This window comes from Streptomyces sp. T028, assembly GCF_048159505.1.
GTDB lineage: Bacteria > Actinomycetota > Actinomycetes > Streptomycetales > Streptomycetaceae > Streptomyces.
This window is the reverse complement of the sequence record NZ_JBLRVZ010000011.1, coordinates 145,948-168,186: the sequence shown is the minus strand read 5'-3', so window position 1 is coordinate 168,186 and position 22,239 is coordinate 145,948. Positions and strand designations below refer to the sequence as shown.

The window sequence follows — 22,239 nt, the reverse complement described above, 5'->3', positions numbered from 1 at the left end:
CGTCACTTCCTTTCGTCACGTTCGTCGTTCGCGTGAAGTACGGGGAGCGCCGTGAGGCGGCGCTGGAGCGGGTTGGGCCGCCAGGTGAGTTCCTCGGGGGCGACGGCCAGGCGCAGGCCGGGCAGTCGGCGGACCACGGTGGAGACGGCGAGTTCGGTCTCCAGTCGGGCGAGGGGCGCGCCGAGGCAGAAGTGCGGGCCGTGGCCGAAGCCGAGGTGGCGGTGGGCGGCCGGCCGGGTGAGGTCCAACTGGTCGGGATACTCGTGCCGTTCGGGATCGCGGCCGACGGAGGCCAGGACGAGCTGGACCAGATCCCCGGCGGGGATGGTCCGTCCGCCGAGGGGGACGTCCTCGGCGGCCACCCGGAGGATGGTCTGGGTGGGGCTGTCGTAGCGGACGAACTCGTCGACGGCCGTGCGGATCAGCGCCGGATCTGCGCGCAGGAGGGCGAGTTGGTCCGGGTGGCGCAGGAGGGCGAGGAGGCCGTTGCCGATGAGGTTGGTGGTGGTCTCGTCGCCGGCCGTGATCAGCATGAAGCAGGTCGACAGCAGTTCGTGGTCGGTGAGCCGGTCGCCGCGGGCCTGAGCGGTGACGAGGGCGCTGATCAGATCGTCGCCGGGTGCGGCACGCCGCCGCCCGACGAGGTCCGTCAGATACGCCTCGAAGGCGTCCACGACCTTTTCGGCGCGGTCGATGTCCTCATGGATCCGGCCGAGTCCCCGGAACCACTCCTTGACCTGCTCCCGGTCGGGCTCGGGCACCCCGAACAGTTCGCAGACGACGGTGTGCGGCAGCGGGGAGGCGACGGCGGCGAGCAGGTCGACGGGCCCTTCGGCACCCTCGACGCCCTCGACGAGGCGGTCCACGACCCGCTGGATCCGCCCGCGCAGCTGCTCCACCCGGCGGGCGGTGAAGGCCTTGTTGACGAGGCCGCGCAGCCGGGCGTGGTCCGGCGGGTCGGTGTTGCTCATGACCCGTCCGAGCCGGGCGGTGAGCCGGCTCAAATCCTTCATCCGGCCGTCGCGGGCGACGAGCGCGCTCGTCATCCGCTCCCGGTCGTTGGACAGCCGCAGATCGCCGAGGGCCTGTTCGACGTCGGCGTGCCGGGTGACGTACCAGAGGCCGTTCGGCGCACGGTACACCGGGCACTTGGCGCGCATCCGGGCGTAGACCGGGTAGGGGTCGCGGCGGAAGGCGTCCGAGGCCATCTCCGCCGCGAAGTCCCGGGCGTCGGTGGCGAGCACGCTCACGAGGCGTCGTCCATCGCGTCGACCATGGCGTCGTCCATCGCGTCGACGAGGCTCTTGGGCCGCATGTCGGTCCAGGTCCTCTCGACGTACTCCAGACAGGCCTCGCGGGTGTCCTCGGGGTGGGCGACGCTCCAGCCGTCGGGTACGTCGGCGAAGGCGGGCCACAGCGAGTACTGGGCCTCGTCGTTGACGAGCACGAGGTAGGGGGCGTCCTGGTCCTCGAAGGGGTTGTTCACGAGGGGTTCTCCCGGGTCGTGGGGTCGGTTGCGGAGAGCTGCGCGCGGACCTCGGCGATCCGGGCGGCGAGCAGCGGACCGAGCTGGGCGAGGGCGCCCGGCCGGGTCATGCGGTCGTGGCGGGCGGTGATGTCGTACGAGTCGATCGAGCCGGTGACATAGGGGCGCCAGACGTCGGCGCCCGGGGAGTCCTGCCCGCGGTCGATGGTGGAGTTGAACAGGAGCATGTCGCCGTCGAGGACGCCCGGCCGGAAGGTGAGGGCCAGGCTCGCGTTGTTGATCATGATGGCGACGACGGCCTCGATGTGCCGTTCGGTCAGCCCGGCCAGGGCGCTGCCGCGGCGTTCGAGGATCTCCCGCACCTGTTCGTGGGTGAGGGGTTCCTCGCCGACGTCGGCGGGGTCGCAGTCGAGCATGCCGACGAGGACGTCCCGTTCGCTGGGCACGGGCGGTTCGTCGAAGGTGAGGTCGGCGACCGGATAGGCGTCGAGGATCGCGAGGAGGGCGGTGCGCTCGCCCTGGCGCTGGAGTTCCGTGGCGACGGCGTGCGCGACGAGCCCGCCGGCCGACCAGCCGAGGAGCAGGTAGGGACCCTCCGGCTGGATCTTGCGGATCTGTTCGACGTAGTCGGCCGCCATCTCCTCGTAGGAGGTGGGCCGGGGTTCGTCGCGGCCGAGGCTGCGGGCCTGGAGGGCGTAGACGGGGTGGTCGGGGGCGATGTGGTGGAGGAGGCCGCTGTAGCACCAGCTGACGCCGCCGCCCGGGTGGACGCAGAACAGCGGGGTCGCCGGGCCCTGCGGCCGGAGCGGCAGCAGGACGTCGAGGGAGTCGTCGGTGTCACGCAGGGCGAGGCGCCGTGCGAGTCCGGCGACGGTCGGGGTCTGGAACAGGGTGCGCAGTCCGAGCTCGGCGCCGAGGGCGTCGCGGATCCGGGAGACCAGTCGGGCGGCGAGCAGGGAGTGTCCGCCGAGGTCGAAGAACCCGTCGTCGACGCCGACCCGCTCGACGCCGAGGACTTCGGCGAACAGGTCGCACAGCACCTGTTCGTGCGGGGTGCGCGGGCCGCGCCCGGTGCCGTCGCCGCCGTCGCCGCCGTCGGTGCCGTACTCCGGGGCGGGCAGGGCCGCCCGGTCCAGCTTGCCGTTGGCGGTCAGCGGCAGCGCGTCCAGGGCGACGAAGGCGGTGGGGACGAGGTGGGCGGGCAGATCGCGGCGGAGGCGGTCGGCGCAGTCGCGGGCGTCGAAGGCCGTGCCCCGCGCCGCGACCTGCGCCGCGACCTGCGCCGGGTCCTGCGCCGGGACCGGGACGACGTACGCGACGAGCCGGTCGTCACGGGCGACGACGGCGGCCTGGGCGACCCCGGGACAGCGTACGAGCGCGGCCTCGACCTCGGCGGGCTCGACCCGGAAGCCCCGCACCTTCACCTGGTCGTCGGCGCGGCCCGCGAACTCCACCGTGCCGTCGGGCAGCATGCGGGCGAGGTCGCCGGAGCGGTACACACGGGCGCCGGGCGGCCCGTACGGGTCGGCGGTGAACCGTTCGGCGGTGGCGGCCGGGCGGCCCGTGTAGCCGCGGGCGACACCGGTGCCGGCGAGGTACAGCTCGCCCACGACCCCGGTGGGCGCGGGCCGCAGCCGCTCGTCGAGGACGTACAGCCGCATCCCGGCCATGGGGCGGCCGAGGGGGACGGGGCGGGCCGGATCGGGCGGGGTGTCCATGGGGTGGTGGGCGGCGAAGGTGGTGGTCTCGGTGGGCCCGTAGCCGTCGACGACCCGGATGCCCGGGCATGCCTGCATCACCCGGCCGACGGCGGTGGCGGAGACGACGTCCCCGCCTGTCCACACCTCCCGCACCCCGGCGAGCCCCCCGGGCTCCTCCTCGGCGACCACCCGGAACAGCCCGGCCGTCAACCACAGCCCGGTGACGCGGTGTTCGCCGACCGCCCGGCACAACTCACCGATGCCGAGCCGCCCTTGCGGGGCGACGACGATTCGCCCGCCATTGAGCAGCGGCACCCACAGTTCGTAGGTGGACGCGTCGAACGCGCTCGGCGAGTGCAGCAGCACCCGGTCGTGCGCACACCCCCAGCAGGGCGCCTGGGCGAGCCCGGCGACATCGGCGTGGGTGACGGCGACGCCCTTGGGCCGTCCGGTGGAGCCGGACGTGTAGGTGATGTACGCCAACTGCGACGGATGGCAACGGACTTGAGGCGCCCCTCCGCTCTCCGGTTCGGTCTCCAGCAGCGCGGTGAGGACGTCCTCGGTGAGGACGAGAGCGGCGCCGGTCTCGCGGACGACGAGGTCGACGCGGGCGGGCGGGAAGCCGGGATCGAGGGGAACATAGGCCCCACCGGCCCGGACGACACCCAGGATCGCCACGACCAGGTCGGCCGAGCGGTCCATGAGGACCGCCACCGGGGTCTCCGGGCCGACGCCCCGCCCGGCGAGGGCGCGGGCCAGCCGGCCCGTCCGGGCGTCGAGTTCGGCGTACGTCATTGTGGTGCCGTCGGCCACCAGCGCGACGGCGTCGGGGGTGGCCCGGACCTGCTCGGCGAACAGCTCGGGCAGCGAGCGCGGGGCAGGCAGCGGTGCGCCCCGCCGATCCAGGAGGTGGCGGCGCTCTCCGTCGGAGACGAGGTCGATCGCGCCGACGGGCTCGTCGGGCCGGGCCACGGCGGCTTCCAGCAGCCGGATCCAGCGGGCGACGAGGGCGGCCACGGTGTCCTCGTCGAACAGGTCGGTGGCGTACTCGACGGCGCCGGTGAGCCCTTCGGGGGTGCCGTCGTCGGCGTAGCGCTCGGCGAGGCTGAGGGTGAGGTCGCAGCGCGCGGTGCCGGTCGCCACGGCCACCGGCTCGACCGTCAGGCCGGGCAGGGCGAAGCTGCCGCCGGGGGCGTTCTGCAGGGCCAGCATCACCTGGAAGAGGGGATGGTGGGAGAGGGAGCGGACCGGGTTGAGGACCTCGACGAGGTGCTCGAAGGGGACGTCCTGGTGGGCGTAGGCGGCGAGCGCCGACTCCCGTACCCGTCCCAGGAGTTCGGCGAAGGTCGGGTCACCGGAGGTGTCGGTGCGCAGCACGAGCGTGTTGACGAAGAACCCGACGAGATCGTCCAGCGCCTGATCGGTGCGGCCCGCGACCGGACTGCCGACGGGGATGTCGGTCCCGGCCCCGAGGCGGGTGCACAGGGCGGCCAGACCGGCCTGCAGGGCCATGAACAGGCTGGTGCCGTGCTCAGCGGCCAGGTCCCGCAGCTCGCCGTGCAGTCGGGCGTCGAGACGCAGCGGCAGGCTGGCGCCGCGCTGGGAGGCGACGGCCGGGCGGGGCCGGTCGGCGGGCAGCTGGATCCGCTCGGGCAGATCCGCCAACGCCTGTTTCCAGTGGCCGAGTTGGGCGGCCAGACGGCTGTCGGTGTCGGAGGCGTCGCCGAGCAGTTCGCGCTGCCAGAGGGCGTAGTCGGCGTACTGCACCGGCAGCGCCGCCCACTCGGGCTCCTCCCCCGCGCGGCGGGCCGCGTAGGCGGTGGCCAGGTCGGCCGCCAGCGGGCCCATGGACCAGCCGTCCCCGGCGATGTGGTGCAGGGCGAGCAGCAGGACGTGGTCGTCGGGGGCCAGCGCGAACAGCTCGGCGCGCAGCGGGGGTTCGACGGCCAGGTCGAATCCGCGCCCCGCCGACCGCGCGAGGAGCTGGGCGAGGCCCCGCTCGTCGGTCTCGGTGACGGGCAGGTCCGGCCGGACGTCCAGCACCCGCTGGCAGGGCGTGCCGCCGGCCTCCGGGAACACGGTCCGCAGACTCTCGTGCCGGCCGGTCACGTCACCGAGCGCCCGCCGCAGCGCGGCCCGGTCGAGCGGTCCGGTCAGCCGCAGCGCGAGCGGCATGACGTAGGTGGCGGCGCCCGGCCCCTCCATCCGGTGCAGGAACCACAGCCGGTGCTGGGCGTACGACAGCGGCACCCGCTCGGGGCGGGGCGTGCGGGCCGTCAGCGGGGGCCGGGCCTCGCCCGCCCGGTCGAGACGGGCGGCCAGCAGAGCCGGGGTGGGTGCCTCGAACAGGGCGCGGACGTCGAGTTCGGCGCCGAGGACCGCGCGGACGCGGGAGATCAGCCGGGTGGCGAGCAGCGAGTGGCCGCCCAGGTCGAAGAAGCCGTCGTCGACCCCGACCCGGCCCACGCCGAGCACCTCGGCGAACAGCCCGGCCAGCAGTTCCTCCTGCGGGGTGCGCGGCGCACGGCTCCCCCGGCTCTCCGGCGCGGCGGGTGCCGGCAGGGCGGCCCGGTCGAGCTTCCCGCCCGGCGTGAGCGGCAGCGCGTCGAGGACGACGTACGCGGAGGGCACGAGCTGCTCGGGCAGCCGGGCACGGACGTGGTCGCGCAGGCCGCGGATCAGGGAGGCGGGGGTGCGGCGGGCGGCGGGGGTGTTGGTGAGGGGCTCGGGGCGGGCGGTGGGACAGGCTTCGGTGTGTCCGGCCCGGTAGGTGTCGACGGGCGCGGTCGGGTCGGTGACGCGGGCCGGGTCGACGAGGACGACGTCGACGGTGTCGGGGGCGTCGGGCGACCAGGTGACGTGGGTGTGGCGGCCCGTGGCGGCGCCGAGCGCGTGCCAGACCTCGGGGTCGACACCGGCCACGGGGGTGGTGCCGCCCTCGTGCAGCACGCGGTCCGCGGCGACCTCGCCGGTCACCCGGGCGTTGGGTACGCCCGTGATCCGCAGGACCGCCGGATCGGTGGACGTCAGCAGAGCGCGCACCTCGTCGGGTGTGCCCACGGCACGGCCCCAGGCGGTCTCCGTGAAGCCGTTCCAGGTCGCGGCGGGCCGGGTGTGCAGGGTGACGTCGTAGCGGTGGCGGGTGAGTTCGTTGTGGAACCGGCCGCGCTTCACCTCCACGGCGACCGCCTGGATCCCGTCGATCCGGCCGGGCAGGGCGGCGAAGAAGTCGGGGTCGACGAGGAGTTCCTCCTCGTCCCGCAGAGCCTGTGCGACGGCCCGGCGCAGCTCGGCGGGCCCGCCGTCGGTGCGGGGCGCGTGCACGGCGGTGGCGAGCGCCCGCCGCAGCCGCGGGTTGCGCACATCGCCGACGAACAGGGCGCCGCCGGGTGCGAGGAGCGAGGTCAGCCCCCGGATGACGTCGAGCAGATGGTCGGCGCCCGGGAAGTACTGGACGACCGAGTTGATCACGATGGTGTCGAAGCCGCCGGGCAGTCCGTCGAGGTCGTGGGCCGGCTGGGTGCGCAGGACGACCCGCTCCGCCAACTCCGGCTTTTGCGCGAGGTGTTCGGTGAGCGCGTCCACGGCGGTGGCGGAGAAGTCGGTGGCCCAGTACGCCTCGCAGTCGGGTGCGAGACGCGCCAGCAGCAGACCGGTGCCGACGCCGACCTCCAGCACCCGCCGGGGCCGCAGCGCCCGGATGCGGTCGACGGTGGCGTCCCGCCACTCCCGCATCTCCTCCTCCGGGATGGGCAGGCCGTCGTAACTGCTGTTCCATCCCGTGAAGTTGTGGCCGAGGGCGGCCGGTGCCGAGGCGACGGGCAGGGCGTCGTAGAGCTCCCGCCAGCCGGAGATGTGGTCCTCGTCCCGGCCGTGGTCGCGCTCCGCGCGGGACCGGTCGGGTACGACGTAGGCGACCAGCCGCTCGTCCCGTACCGCCACGACGGCCCGTCCGACGGAGGGATGGGCGGCGAGGACGGTCTCGATCTCGGCGGGCTCGATCCGGAAGCCGCGCACCTTGACCTGGTCGTCGACGCGTCCGACGAACTCCAGGTCGCCGTCCCGGCGTCGGCGGACGACGTCTCCGGTGCGGTACATGCGGGTGCCGGGGGCGCCGAAGGGATCGGCGACGAACCGGCAGGCGGTCAGGGCGGGTTGACGCAGATAGCCACGGGCCAGCCCGGCTCCGGCGACGTACAACTCACCGGGCACCCCCGGCGGTACGGGCTGCAGTCGCTCGTCGAGGACGTACGCACGGGCGTTGGCGATCGCCCGCCCGATCGGCGGCACGCCGCCGGTCGGGGACAGTGGCCGGCTCATGGTCGCGCACACGGTCGTCTCCGTCGGCCCGTACGCGTTGATCATCCGCCGCCCGGGCGCCCAGCGCTCCACCAGCTCCGGCGGGCACGCCTCCCCCGCCACCACCAGCGTCGACACCGGCAACGACTCCACGGCCGCCAGCACCGAAGGCGGCAGCGTGACGTGCGTGATGTCCGGGGCAAGGCCCGCCACCGGGTCGTGGGCGGGCGGCAGGACGAGGGTCGCGCCGGTCAGCAGGGCCGTGTACAACTCGGACACGGACGCGTCGAAGCTGGGCGAGGCGAACTGCAGCACCCTGCTCCTGTCGTCGATGGCGAACCGCTCGACCTGCGCGGCCACCAGGTGCGCGATACCCGCGTGGCTGACGACGACGCCCTTGGGGCGACCGGTGGAGCCGGAGGTGTAGATGACGTAGGCGGGCTGCCGTACGTCGACGGCGACCTCGGGAGAGGTCCTGGGCCGTCCGTCGCCGAGACCCGGCTCCTCCACCACGAGGGCAGGGCGGGCGTCCTCCAGCATGAACTCCCGCCGTGCCGCCGGGTAGTCGGGGTCGACCGGCAGATAGGCGGCGCCCGCCTTCATCGTCCCGAGGCTCCCGACGACGAGCTCCGCGGATCGCGGCAGCACGAGCGCGACGACGTCCTCTGCGCCCAGGCCCCGCTCGATGAGCGCGTGGGCGAACTGGTTGGCGCGGGCGTCCAGTTGGGCATACGACAGCTCCACGTCCCCGGCGACCAGGGCGATCGCGTCGGGCGTGGCGGCGACCTGCCGTGCGAAGCCGGTCGGCAGGGGGACGGGATGGACGGGTACGCCGGCGCCGGCGTCTGTGTCTGTGCCTGCGTCGGTGAGCAGACGGCGGCGTTCGTCGGCGGACAGGACGTCGATGCGGGCGAGGGGGAGGTCCGGGTCGGCGACCACCGCGCGCAGCAGCCGGTTCCAGCGGTCGACGAGATCGGCGACGGTGTCACGGTCGTACAGGTCGGTGGCGTACTCGACGGCCCCGGCGATGCCCGCGGGGGTGCCGTCGGCGTGGTGCCGTTCGTACAGGTTGAAGCCCAGGTCGAACTTGGCGGTGCCGGTGGGCACGACCAGGGGCGCGACCCGCAGACCGGGCAGGTCGAGCTCGCCCATCGGAGCGTTCTGGAGGGCGAACATCACCTGGAACAGGGGGTGGTGGGAGAGGGAGCGGGCCGGGTTGAGCTCCTCGACGAGGTGCTCGAAGGGCAGGTCCTGGTGGGCGTAGGCGCCGAGTGCGGACTCCCGTACCCGGCCGAGGAGTTCGGTGAACGAAGGGTCCCCTGAGGTGTCGGTGCGCAGCACGAGGGTGTTGACGAAGAACCCGACGAGGTCGTCCAGGGCCTGGTCGGTGCGGCCGGCGATGGGGCTGCCGACGGGGATGTCGGTCCCGGCGCCGAGGCGGGTGCACAGGGCGGCGAGACCGGCCTGGAGAACCATGAACAGGCTCGCTCCGCTGCGGCGCGCGAGCCGGGCGAGGCCGGTGTGCAGGTCGCCGTCCAGCTGGACGGGCAGATGCTCGCCCCGGTAGGAGGCGACGGCGGGCCGGGGCCGGTCGGCCGGTAGCGGCAACTGCTCCGGCAGGTCCGCCAACCGGGCCTGCCAATAGGCGAGTTGGGAGGAGAAGACACTGCCGGGTTCGGACGGGTCGCCGAGCAGTTCGCGCTGCCAGCGGGTGTAGTCGGCGTACTGCGCGGGCAGCGGCGCCCACTCGGGCTTGCCTCCCGCGCCGCGGGCCGCGTAGGCCTCGGCGAGGTCGCGGGAGAGCGGTCCGGTGGACCAGCCGTCCCCGGCGATGTGGTGCAGGACGAGCAGCAGGACGTGGTCCTCGCCGCCCGGGAGCGCGAACAGGTGGGCCCGCAGGGGCACTTCGGCGGCGAGGTCGAAGGGCAGCCGGGCGGCCTCGGCGAGGGCCTGCGGCAGCCGGGGCTCGTCGGTGTGCGTCATGAGCAGACGCGGGCGGGTGGTGTCGGCGTCGAGCACCTTCTGGTACGGGGTGCCGTGCGCCTCGGGGAACACCGTGCGCAGGGTCTCGTGCCGGGCGGCGACGTCCGCGAGGGCCTCGGCGAGGGCCCGTTCGTCGAGCCGCCCGGACAGCCGCAGGGCGAGCGGGATGTTGTAGCCGGCGCCGGGCCCCTCCATCTGCTGCAGGAACCACAGTCGGCGCTGCGCGAACGACAGCGGCTCCCGCTCCGGCCGCTCACCGGCCGTCAGCGCGGGCCGGGCGCGACCGGCCCCGTCCAGCGCGGCGGCGAGACCGGCCGGGGTCGGCGTCTCGAACAGGGTCCGCAGGGCGAGTTCCACGCCCAGCACCGCCCGGATCCGCGACACCAGCCGGGTGGCGAGCAGGGAGTGACCGCCCAGGTCGAAGAAACCGTCCTCGACACCCACCCGCTCCGCGCCGAGCACCTCGGCGAACAGATCGCACAGCACCTGCTCCCGCGGACTGCGCGGTGCCCGTCCCTTCCCCTCGGACTCGAACTCCGGCGTGGGCAGGGCCGCCCTGTCGAGCTTGCCGTTGGGCGTCAGCGGCAGCGCGGAGAGGCTCACGAACGCGCTCGGCACCAGGTGCTCCGGCAGCCGGTCCCGCAGGAACGACTGGAGGGCGGACGGCTGCGGCGTGGTGTCGGGTTCGGGGACGACGTATCCGACGAGCCGCTCCCCTCGTACGGCCACGACGGCGTGCGCGACGGCGGGGTGACCGACGAGGGCGGCCTCGATCTCGGCGGGCTCGATCCGGAAGCCGCGCACCTTGACCTGGTCGTCGACGCGTCCGACGAACTCCAGGTCGCCGTCGGCCCGTTGCCGCACGACATCGCCGGTGCGGTACATGCGGGTGCCGGGTGCGCCGAAGGGGTCGGCGAGGAACCGGGCGGCCGTGAGGGCGGGTTGACGGAGATAGCCACGGGCCAGCCCGGCCCCGGCGATGTACAACTCGCCCGGCACCCCCGGCGGTACGGGCTGCAGTCGCTCGTCGAGGACGAACACACGGGCGTTGGCGATCGCCCGCCCGATCGCCGGCACCCGCCCCGTGGGAGCGAGCGGCGCGCTCATCGTGGCACACACGGTCGTCTCCGTCGGCCCGTACGCGTTGATCATCCGCCGCCCGGGCGCCCAGCGCTCCACGAGCTCCGGCGGACAGGCCTCCCCCGCCACCACCAGCGTCGGCACCGGCGACGCGGCCACGGCCGCCAGCACGGACGGCGGCAGTGTCACATGTGTGATGTCGGCGGTGAGGCCGGATACCGGGTCGTCCGCCGGGGCCAGGACCAGGCAGGCGCCGGTGAGCAGCGCGGCGCACAGGTCCCAGAAGGAGGCGTCGAAGCTGGGCGAGCTGAGCTGGAGGACGCGGCTGGTGTCGTCGAGGGCGAGCCGCTCGGTCTGGGCCGCGACAAGGCTGGGCAGGCCGCCGTGGGTGACGACGACACCCTTGGGGCGGCCGGTGGAGCCGGAGGTGTAGATCACGTAGGCGGGCTGCCGTACGTCGACCGTGACGTCCGGGTCGGTGGCCGGGCAGCCGTCGGCGAAGGCGAGGTCGTCGACGACCAGGGCCGGGCGGGCGTCCTCCAGCATGTGTCCGATGCGCGCCTCGGGGTAGCCGGGGTCGACCGGCAGATGGGCGGCGCCCGCCTTCATCGTCCCGAGGATCCCGACCACGAGCTCCACGGAACGCGGCAGCACCAGCGCGACGACGTCCTCGGCACCCAGGCCCCGCTCGATGAGCGCGTGGGCGAACTGGTTGGCGCGGGCGTCCAGTTGGGCGTACGTCAACTCGACGTGCCCGGCGACGAGGGCGGTCGCGTCGGGACGGCGGGCGGCCTGGCGGCGGAAGAGTTCGGCGAACGAGGCGTCGGGGAGCGGGAGTCGGGTGTCGTCCAGAAGGGTGTGGCGCTCGTCGGGGTGGAGGATGTCGAGGGTGCCGATGGGCCGGTCGGGGATGGTGACGGCGGCTGTCAGGAGCCGTACCCATCGGTCGAAGAGGGTGCGGACGGTGCTCTCGTCGAACAGGTCGGCGCTGTACTCGACGATCGCGTCGAGACCGGCGGGTGTGCCGTCGGGGCCTCGGCGTTCGGTGAGCGCGAAGGCCAGGTCGAGCCGGGCGGTGCCGGTGCGCACGGGTTGCGGCGAGGTGTCCAGACCGTCGAGGCCGAACTCGGTGTCGGGGACGTTCTGGACGGCGAGGAGGATCTGGAAGAGGGGGTGGTGGGAGAGGGAGCGGACCGGGTTCAGTGCCTCGACGAGGTGCTCGAAGGGGACGTCCTGGTGGGCGTAGGCGGCGAGCGCCGACTCCCGTACCCGGCCCAGGAGTTCGGTGAACGAAGGGTCCCCGGAGGTGTCCGTGCGCAGCACGAGCGTGTTGACGAAGAACCCGACGAGATCGTCCAGCGCCTGGTCGGTACGGCCCGCGAAGGGGCTGCCCACGGGGATGTCGGTGCCCGCGCCGAGACGGGTGCACAGGGCGGCGAGACCGGCCTGGAGGACCATGAACAGGCTGGCGCCGTTGCGGCGGGCCAGCGCGGTGAGCGCCTCGTGCAGGCCGGCGTCGACGGTGGTGGTGAGCAGCCCGCCCCGATGGGTGGGGTGGAGGGGGCGCGGGCGGTCGGCGGGCAGCCGCAGGCGCTCCGGCAGGCCGTCCAACGCTTCGGTCCAATAGGAGAGTTGGCGAGCGTACGTGCTGTCCGGGTCGGTCTCGTCGCCGAGCAGGGCACGCTGCCAGAGGGTGTAGTCCGCGTACTGGACCGGCAGTGGGGCCCAGCCTGGTTCCTCCTTCGCGCGGCGGGCCGCGTAGGCGGTGGCGAGGTCCGTCGCCAGGGGGCGCAGGGACCAGCCGTCGGCGCCGATGTGGTGCAGGGCGAGGAGGAGGACGTGCCCGTCGGCGCCGAGCGTGAACAGGTGGGCGCGCAGGGGGAGTTCGGCCGCCAGGTCGACGGGGCGGCGGGCGGCCCGGGTCAGCAGTGCGGGCAGTGAGGGCTCGTCCGTCTCGGTGACCGTGAGGGGGACCCGGGCCTCGGCGGCGGGCAGGATCCGCTGGTGCGGTACGCCGTCGGTGTGCGGGAAGACCGTGCGCAGCGTCTCGTGCCGGGTGACGAGGTCGGTGAGGGCGGCGGCCAGGGCAGGCAGGTCCAGGGCGCCGCGCAGCCGTAGCGCGAGCGGCATGTGGTAGGTGGCGTCGGTGCCCTCCAGCCGGTTCAGGAACCACAGGCGGCGCTGCGCGAACGACAGCGGCAGCGGTTCGGGCCGGGCGGCCGGGACGACGGCCGGGCGGGCGTCGGCCGCGTCGTCGAGGCGCACGGCGAGCCCCGCCGGGGTGGGGGCCTCGAAGAGGGCGCGCAGGGGCAGTTCAGCGCCGAGGGTGGCGCGGACGCGGGAGACCAGGCGGGTGGCGAGCAGCGAGTGGCCGCCCAGCGCGAAGAAGTCGTCGTCGACACCGGCCCGAGCGACGCCGAGGACCTCGGCGAACAGGTCGCACAGGATCTGTTCGCGCGGGGTGCGCGGGGCGCGGCCGGTCCGGGTGTCCGGGGCGGGCGCGGGAGCGGGCAGGGCGGCGCGGTCGAGCTTGCCGTTGGGGGTGAGGGGCAGGGCGTCGAGGGTGAGGAGCGCGCCGGGGATCATGTGGTCGGGGAGGCGGTCGCGCAGGTGGTCCAGGAGGGCGGCCGGTGCGGTGGTCGCCCCGGCGGCCGGGACGACGTAGGCGACGAGCCGGTCCTCGCGGGCGACGACGGCTGCCCGGGCGACGGCCGGGTGACCGGCGAGGGCGGCCTCGATCTCACCGGGTTCGACACGGAAGCCGCGCACCTTCACCTGGTGGTCGGCACGGCCGAGGAACTCCAGCTCACCGTCGGAACGCCGGCGGGCGAGGTCACCGGTGCGGTACATGCGGGCGCCGGGCGGCCCGTAGGGGTCGGCGACGAACCGTTCTGCGGTCAGCGCGGGCCGGTGCAGATAGCCACGGGCCAGGCATGTCCCGGCCAGGTACAGCTCACCGGGCACGCCGGGCGGTACGGGGCGCAGCGCGGCGTCGAGGACGAGGGCGCGGGTGTGGTCGACGGGCCGGCCGACGGGCACCGGCAGCGGGCAGTCGTCGAGGTCGGCGGGCAGCGCGTAGGCGGTGGCGACGTGGGTCTCGGCCGGGCCGTAGTGGTTGTGGAGGCGGCGTCCGGGGTGGCGGGCGGTGAAGCGGCGCAGGGCGATGCCGAGCCGCATCGCCTCACCGGCCTGGGCGATGGTCCGCAGGTGGGGCAGCTCACGGCGGTGTTCCTCGGCGGCCTCGGCGACGGCTTCCAGCATCAGCGTGGGCGCGAACAGCTCCTCGATCCTGTGCCGTTCCAGCCAGGCCGTGAACAGTTCGGCGCTGCGCCGCTGCTCGTCGGTGGGGACCACGAGGGTCTTGCCGTACAGCAGCGCCGACAGGGTCTCCTGCACGGACACGTCGAAGCCGGCCGCCGTGAACTGCGCGGTGCGGGTGCCGGGGCCGCCGCCTACGGCACGGTGGTGCCAGTGGAGCAGGTTGGCGAGGGCGGCCGACGGCATGACGACGGCCTTGGGGCGGCCGGTGGAGCCCGAGGTGTAGATGACGTAGGCCGGATGGCGCCCGTCGGGGGTGATGCCTGGGCCGGTGTCCGGGCCGGTGGCCGGGTCGGTGGCAGGGTCGGTGGCAGGGTCGGTGTCCGGGAAGCCGTCGGCGAAGTCCAGGTCGGCCACGACCACGGCCGGCCGGGAGTCGTCGAGCATGAAGGCGCGTCGGGCGGGCGGGTAGTCCGGGTCGACGGGCAGATAGGCGGCACCGGACTTCAGGACGCCGAGGATCGCGACGACGAGGTCGGTGCCGCGCGGGAGGGTGAGCGCGACGACGTCCTCGGGGCCGATGCCCTCGGCGAGGAGGGCGTGGGCGACCTGGTTGGCGCGGGCGTCGAGCCCGGCGTAGGTGAGGACGGTGTCCTCGAAGACGACGGCGTGGGCGTCGGGGGTGGCCCGCACCTGGGCCCGGAACCGCTCGGTCAGCGAGGCGTGCGCGACGGGGGCCGTGGGCGCTGTGGGCGCCGGGAGCAGTGCTGCGCGTTCGTCGTCGAGGAGGACGTCGAAACGGCTCAGCGGCCGCCCGGGGTCCTCGACGGCCTGGCGCAGGAGGCGCGTCCAGCGGGCGAGGAGGCGTTCGACGGTGGTGTCGTCGAAGAGGTCGGTGGCGTACTCGACATGGCCGTGGAGGCCGCCCGCCCCGCCGTCGCCGCGTTCCAGGAGGTGGAAGGAGAGGTCGAACATGGCCGTGGCGTGGTGCACGGGGAGGATCTCGGCACGCAGGCCGGGGAGCTCGAAGTCGCCGCGCGGAACGTTCTGCAGGGCGAGCAGCACCTGGAACAGCGGCTGCCGGGACAGCGACCGGGCCGGGTTCAGCGCCTCCACCAGATGATCGAAGGGCAGTTCCTGGTGGGCGTACGCGCCGAGCGCCGACTCCCGTGCACGGCCGAGGAGTTGGACGAAGTCGGGATCGCCGGAGGTGTCGGTGCGCAACACGAGGGTGTTGACGAAGAAGCCGACGAGATCGTCCAGGGCCTGGTCGGTGCGGCCCGCGATGAGGCTGCCGACGGGGATGTCGTCCCCGGCGCCGAGTTTGTTCAGCAGGGCGGCGAGTCCGGCCTGGAGCACCATGAAGAGGCTGGCGCCGTGCTGCCGGGCCAGGCCGAGGAGGCCCGCATGCAGATCGGCGTCGAGATCGAGGGGCAGCCTGCGGCCGTGGAAGGTGGGGTTCGCCGGTCGGGGCCGGTCGGTGGGCAGCTGGATCTGCTCGGGCAGCCCCTGCAGCATGCTCGTCCAGTGGGCGGCCTGCCGGGCGAACAGGCTGTCGGAGTCGGCCGGTTCACCGAGGAGCGCGCGCTGCCAGAGGGTGTAGTCGGCGTACTGCACGGGCAGCGGCGCCCATCCGGGTTCCTCCCCCGCACGGCGGGCCGCGTAGGCGGTGGCCAGGTCCCGGGACAGCGGGCCGAGCGACCAGCCGTCGCCCGCGATGTGGTGCACGACGACCAGGAGGACGTGCCGGTCGTCGGCCGTGGCGAACAGCTCGGCGCGCAGGGGCGGTTCACCGGCGAGATCGAAGGGCCGCCGTACGGCCCGGTCGAGCAGCGCGGGCAGCCCGGCCTCGTCGGTCTCGGTGAGCGGCAGCTGCGGGCGGGCCGCTTCGGCGTCGAGGACGAGCTGGTACGGCACCCCGTCGGCGGCCTGCGGGCAGAGGGTGCGCAGGGCCTCGTGCCGGGCCACCACGTCGGCGAGCGCCTCGGCCAGGGCGGCCCGGTCGAGCTGGCCGTCCAGCCGCCAGGCGAGCGGGATGTGGTAGGCCGCGCCGGCCGGGTCCAGCTGGTGCAGGAACCACAGCCGGTGCTGGGCGGACGACAGCGGCATCCGCTCCGGCCGGGCGGCCGGCACCAGAGCGGGCCGTGCCTCCCCCGCGACCGTGAGCCCCTCGGCCAGCCCGGCGACGGTCGGCGTCTCGAACAGCGCCCGCAACTCGAGCTCGGCGCCGAGCGCGGCCCGGACACGGGCGACGAGCCGGGTGGCCAGCAGCGAGTGGCCGCCCAGCGCGAAGAAGTCGTCGTCGGCACCGACCCGTTCCACGCCCAGCACCTCGCCGAACAGCTCGGCGAGCACCTGCTCCTGCGGGGTGCGCGGCGCCCGTCCGGCCGCTGTGGGCGTGAACTCCGGCTCGGGCAGGGCCCGTCGGTCCAGTTTGCCGTTGGCGGTCAGCGGCAGCGCGTCCAGCGCGACGAAGGCGGCCGGGACCATGTACTCGGGGAGCCGCTCCCGGACGTACTCCCGCAGGGTGCCGGTGCCGCCTACGACGTACGCGACGAGCCGCGTGTCGTCCGTACGGTCCCGGCGGGCCACCACGGCCACATCCCCGACCTCGGGATGCGCGGCCAACACGGCCTCGATCTCGCCGAGTTCGATTCGGAAGCCGCGCACCTTGACCTGGTCGTCGGCGCGCCCGGCGTACTCCAGGGTGCCGTCGGCACGCTGCCGCACCAGGTCGCCGGTGCGGTACATACGAGCGCCGGACGGACCGTACGGGTCGGCGACGAACCGGGAGGCGGTGAAGGACGGCCGGTTGAGATAGCCACGGGCCAACCCCGGTCCGGATACGTACAGTTCACCGGCCACGCCCGTGGGAACAGGCCCCAGCCACCGGTCGAGCACGTAGGTCCGCAGGTCCGGGATGCCGGTACCGATCGTGCTGGACGGGTCGTCGACGGAGGCGGCGTTCAGGGTGGTGTGGGTGACGTGGACGGTCGTCTCGGTGATGCCGTACATGTTCACCAGCACGGGAGCGTCGCCCGCATGCCGGGAGTACCAGTCGGCGAGCCGGGCGGGCTCCAGCGCCTCGCCGCCGAACACGACCGTGCGCAGGGCGAGTTCGGCGCCCGGGTTCTCCCGGTCGGCCTGCATGAGCTGGTAGAAGGCGGAGGGCGTCTGGTTCAGGACCGTCACCCGCTCCTCGGCCAGCAGCCTCAGGAACGCCTCCGGCGAACGGGACGTCTCGAACGGCACCACGACCAACCGGCCACCGTGCAGCAGCGGACCCCACAACTCCCACACCGAGAAGTCGAACGCGTAGGAATGGAACAGCGTCCACACGTCGTCGGGGCCGAAGCCGAACCAGTGCCTCGTCGCCGCGAACAACCGCACCACGTTCCCGTGCGGGACGACCACACCCTTCGGACGACCCGTCGAACCCGACGTGTAGATGACATACGCCGGATGCTCCGCAGACACCCCCACCACCGGATCCGTGTCCGGCAGCCCCGCCGTCTCCAGGGCCGCCAGGTCGTCGACCACCAGCACCGGCCGGGCATCGGCGACCATGAACTCCCGCCGCGCCGCCGGATAGTCAGGATCAAGAGGCAGATAAGCAGCCCCCGCCTTCAACACCCCCAACACCGCCACCACCAGCTCCACCGACCGGGGCAACGCCAACGCGACGACATCCTCCGGACCCACCCCACACCCGACCAACGCATGCGCCAGCCGGTTCGCCCGACGGTTCAACTCGCCGTACGACAACGAGACATCACCACACACAACCGCCACCGCATTCGGCAGCTCCCGCACCCGCGCCTGGAACAACCCCACCAGGGTGTCCTTCACCGGCGCCGCGAGAGCCGTCGGCAGCAGGGACGTGCGCTCCGCGTCGGTGAGGACGTCGATGCGGCTCAGGCGGCGCTCCGGGTCCGTGGCGGCCGTGTGCAGCAGGCGCGCCCACCGTGCGGTGATCGTCTCGATCGTTCCGGGGTCGAAGAGGTCGGTGCTGTACTCCACGGTGCCGGTGAGGCCGGCCGGGGTGCCGTCAGGGGTGGTGTGTTCGGCGAGGTTGAAGGTGAGGTCGCACTTGGCGGTGCCGGTGGGGACCAGGCTCGTCGTGACGCGCAGGCCGGGCAGGTCGAACTCGCCGAGGGGGGCGTTCTGCAGGGCGAGCATGGTCTGGAAGAGGGGGTGGTGGGCGAGGGAGCGGGTCGGGTTGAGCTCTTCCACCAGGTGCTCGAAGGGCAGGTCCTGGTGGGCGTAGGCGGCGAGGGCGCCCCGGCGGACGCGGTCGAGGAGTTCGGTGAAGGCGGGGTCGCCGGTCAGGTCGGTGCGCAGGACGACGGTGTTGACGAAGAAGCCGACCAGGTCGTCGGCGGCTTCGTCGGTGCGGCCGGCGACCGGGGCGCCGAGCGGGATGTCGGTGCCGGCGCCGAGCTTGCCGAGGAGGGCGGCGAGGCCGGCCTGGAGGACCATGAAGAGGCTGGCGCCGTGGGCGCGGGCCAGGTCGCTCAGACGGCGGTGCAGGTCGGCGTCGAGGTGCAGGGGCAGCTGGGCGCCGCGGTGGGTGGTGGCGGCCGGGCGGGGGCGGTCGAAGGGGAGGTCGAGGCGCTCCGGCAGCCCGGACAGGTGTGCGGTCCAGTAGGCGAGTTGGCGGGCGGAGAGGCTGTCCGGGTCGGTGGGGTCGCCGAGGAGGTCGTGCTGCCAGAGGGTGTAGTCGGCGTACTGCACCGGCAGCGGGGCCCAGTCCGGGGTCCCGCCGCGGCGGTGGGCCGCGTAGGCCTGGGTGACGTCGGCGGCCAGCGGGCCGAGGGACCAGCCGTCGCCGACGATGTGGTGGACCACCAGCAGCAGCACGTGCTCGTCGGGCGCGAGCGCGAACAGGTCGGCGTGGACGGGCGGTTCGGCCGCGAGGTCGAAGGGGCGGCGCGCGGCGGCGGCCAGCAGGTCGGGCAGGGCGGCCTCGGTGGTGTCGGTGACCGCCGGCCGGGGCGCGGCCTTCTCCGGTGCCAGGATCCGCTGGACGGGCACCCCGTGCTCGTCGGGGAAGACGGTGCGCAGGCTCTCGTGCCGGATGACGACGTCCCGCAGGGCCGCCTCCAGCGCGGCGCGGTCGAGGGTGCCGGACAGGCGCAGGGCGAGCGGGATGTGGTACGTGGCGCCGGTTCCCTCGACGCGCTGCAGGAACCACAGCCGGCGCTGTGCGGAGGACAGGGGGACGGCGTCGGGGCGCTCGTACGGACTGAGCGCGGGCCGGGCGGCGTCCGGGGTCGCGGCGTCCAGGGCGGTGGCGATCCCGGCGGGCGTGGGTGCGTCGAAGAGGTCGCCGAGGCGCAGGGCGGCGCCGAGGGCGGTGCGGATGCGGGCCAGGAGGCGCAGGGCGAGCAGGGAGTGGCCGCCGAGAGCGAAGAAGTCGTCGTCGACGCCGGCCCGGGGGACGCCGAGGACATCGGCGAAGAGGCCGCACAGGAGTTCCTCGCGGGGCGTGCGCGGCGTGCGGCGGCTCGGCAGGGTGTCATGGGTGGGAGCGGGGGCGGGCAGGGCCCGTCGGTCGAGCTTTCCGGACAGGGTGAGGGGCAGCGCGTCGAGGGTGACGAAGGCGGCCGGGACCATGTGCTCGGGGAGGCGGTCGCGCAGGTGGGCGCGCAGGTCCTCCGGGCGGGGTGCGGTGCCGGGTGCGGGGACGACGTAGGCGACGAGCCGGGCGGCGCGGTCGTCGTCGGGGCGGGCGAGGACCGTCGTACGCGCGACCGCCGGGTGGGTGCCCAACTGGGCCTCGATCTCGGCGGGTTCGACGCGGAAGCCGCGGATCTTGACCTGGTCGTCGGCCCGGCCGAGGTATTCGAGGCTGCCCTCGGAGGTGCGGCGGACGAGGTCGCCGGTGCGGTACATGCGGGTGCCGGACGGGCCGTAGGGGTCGGCGACGAACCGTTCGGCGGTGAGGGCGGGGCGGCCGAGGTAGCCGCGGGCCAGACCGGCGCCCGCGACGTACAACTCGCCGGGGGCGCCGTCGGGCACCGGTTGCAGGGCGCTGTCGAGGACGTACGCGCGGGCACCGGTGACGGGGTGTCCGATCGCGGGGCGCTCGGTGGTGTCGAGGGCCGCGGTGAGCGCGTCGACGGTGCACTCGGTGGGGCCGTAGAAGTTGTGGACGCGTACGCCGTCGGCGGCGCGCAGTTCCCGCCACAGGTCCTCGGGTAGGGCCTCCCCGCCGGCGACGATCACGGAGGGTCGGGGACGGTCGGGGGCGAGGAGGCCGTGGTCGAGGAGGACGCGCAGATAGGACGGGGTGGCGTTGACGAGGTCGAGGCGGTGGCGGGCGAGGTGGGCGAGGAAGGCGTCCGGGTCGGTCCAGGTGGTGCGGTCGAGGACATGCAGTTCGTGGCCGCCGAACAGGCAGCCGAGCTGGTCCCAGGAGGCGTCGAACGACAGGGACGTGGTCAGTGCCACCCGCATCCGGGGGGACCGGTACAGGGCGCGGAGCTGGTGGTGGATCAGGTTCGTCACGGCCGCGTGCGGGGTGAGCACGCCCTTGGGGCGGCCGGTGGAGCCCGAGGTGTGGATGACGTACGCCGGGTGGCGGGGGTCGCGCCGCGCGGCCGGGGCGGTGGCCGGGGCGTTGGTGGAGTCGAGGGTGTCGAGGGTGTCGAGGGTGTCGAGGAGCAACGCGTCGACGGTCTGCGGGAGCCGGGGCCGGGTGGCCGTGTCGGTCACGGTGACGACGGGGCGGGTGTCGTCGAGGAGGGCGGCCAGGCGGGCGCGGGGGTGGTCCGGGTCGAGGGGGACGTGGGCCGCGCCGGTCTTGAGGACCGCGAGGACGGCCGTGACCAGCTCGGCGGAGCGCGGCAGCGCGAGGGCGACGAGGCGCTCGGGGGCGGCGCCGTGCGCGGTCAGGAGCTGGGCGAGACGGTTCGCGCGGGCGTCGAGCGCGGCGTACGTGAGGGTGGCGTCCGGTCCTACGACGGCCACGGCGTCCGGGGTGCGGCGGGCCTGCTGCTCGAAGAGGTCGGCGAGGTGGGCGGCGGGGGCCGCGGCCGTGTCGGGGTGTGCGGCGGGCCTCGGGAGAGGGATGCGGCCGACGGGGCGGTCGTCGTCCGTGCGGGCGAGGCTCTCCAGGAGGGTGGTGAGGCCGTGCCGGTGGGCCTGTCGCTCGTCCTCGTCCCAGGCGTCGGCGGCGGCCAGCAGCTTGAGGTGCGGGCCGGAGCCGTCGTGCCGGTCCAGCGCCCAGACGACGAGTTCGGCGGCATGGACCTCGGCGAGGCTGTGCGCGGTGGCGGGCAGACCGGCGAAGCTCAATTCGCTGTCGAAGGACATGATGTTGACGATCGCGGAGTACGCCGAGCCGGGGTCGCCGGGCAGCCCGAGATCGCGGTGCATGTCCTCGCCCCGGTAGCGCTGGTGCCGGAGCGCGGCCCGCACCTCGGCGTCGACCTGGTCGACGAGCGCGGACCAGGGCGTGCCGGGCCGTACGGTCAGCCGCAGGGGCACCATGTTGGACACCACGGCGGGCGTCGCCGAGCACACCGGGTCGGTGCGGTCGCGGCCGGTGACGGGGAGGCCGAGGAGCAGGTCGCGGGCGCCGGTGCGGCGGTGCACGTACAGCGCGGTGGCCGCGATCAGCACCCGTGACCAGCGGGTTCCGGCGCGTTCGGCGAGCGTGTGCAGGGCGTCGCGTACGGGGCCGGCGGGCAGCGGGGTGTGGCGGGGGCCGGCGGTGAGACGGCTCGCGGAGCGGCCGATGCGGACGGGTTCGGGGAGGTTTGTGAGGCGCCCGCTCCAGTACGCGCGGTCAGCGTCGTAGCGGGGGGAGTTCCGGTAGGCGGCGTCGGCTTCGACGACGGCGCGCAGGGACGGGAACGGCGTCGGGTCCGGCGTACGCCCCGCCGCCAGGGCGGTGTGGACGGCGGCGACGCGGCGGGCGACGAGGGCGTAGCCGAGGCCGTCGGAGAGCAGGTGGTGGTAGCTGTGGTACCAGAGGTGGTGGTCTTCGGCGATCTTGATGAGGGCCTGGCTGAAGAGGCGGTCGCGGGTGAGGTCGAGGGGGCGCAGGCGGTCGGCGGTCATCCACTCCAGGGCGGCGGCGCGGGGGTCGTCGTGTGCGCTGAGGTCGAGGAGACGGGGCGGCCGGCCCTCCGGGACGCGCAGGATCTGGCGGGGGCCGTCGTCGGTGTCGGTGAACCCCACGTGCAGGGCCTCGTTCTCGGTGACGACCCGGTGCAGCGCGCCGCGGAACAGGTCGGTGTCCAGGGGCCCGGCGATGTCGAGGTACTCGCCGATGCGGTACGTCGGGATCACCCCCTCCGTCCGCTGTTCGGCGAGCCACAGTTCGCGCTGAGCCGCCGTCAGGGGCAGGGCGGCGTCATCGCGAGCAGACATGGGGGTACCTCCAGATGTGCCGTGGGGGAAGCTGTGGCCGCCGGGGACGCGGCG

3 protein-coding genes are annotated in these 22,239 nt (G+C 74.3%); all 3 read right to left on the bottom strand.

Translation table 11 applies throughout. From position 1 onward, the window contains the following. Window positions 1-2 precede the first annotated feature (2 nt). The 3 genes from ACLZN2_RS11940 to ACLZN2_RS11930 are packed head-to-tail and all read right to left on the bottom strand — an operon-like array spanning window position 3 to window position 22,185. Window positions 3-1,250 carry a cytochrome P450 family protein gene (locus ACLZN2_RS11940; RefSeq protein ID WP_416978370.1) on the bottom strand — a complete coding sequence of 416 codons (1,248 nt, stop codon included), beginning with the start codon at window positions 1,248-1,250 and terminating at the stop codon, window positions 3-5. Beyond that, window positions 1,247-1,486 (bottom strand): MbtH family protein, encoded by a 240-nt coding sequence (locus ACLZN2_RS11935; RefSeq protein ID WP_416978369.1) that lies wholly within the window; start codon window positions 1,484-1,486, stop codon window positions 1,247-1,249. Before ACLZN2_RS11935 ends, ACLZN2_RS11940 begins: the two co-directional genes overlap by 4 nt. Then, window positions 1,483-22,185, bottom strand: a complete 20,703-nt coding sequence (locus ACLZN2_RS11930; RefSeq protein WP_416978368.1) for a non-ribosomal peptide synthase/polyketide synthase — start codon at window positions 22,183-22,185, stop codon at window positions 1,483-1,485. Before ACLZN2_RS11930 ends, ACLZN2_RS11935 begins: the two co-directional genes overlap by 4 nt. Between the last annotated feature and the right edge of the window lie 54 nt (window positions 22,186-22,239).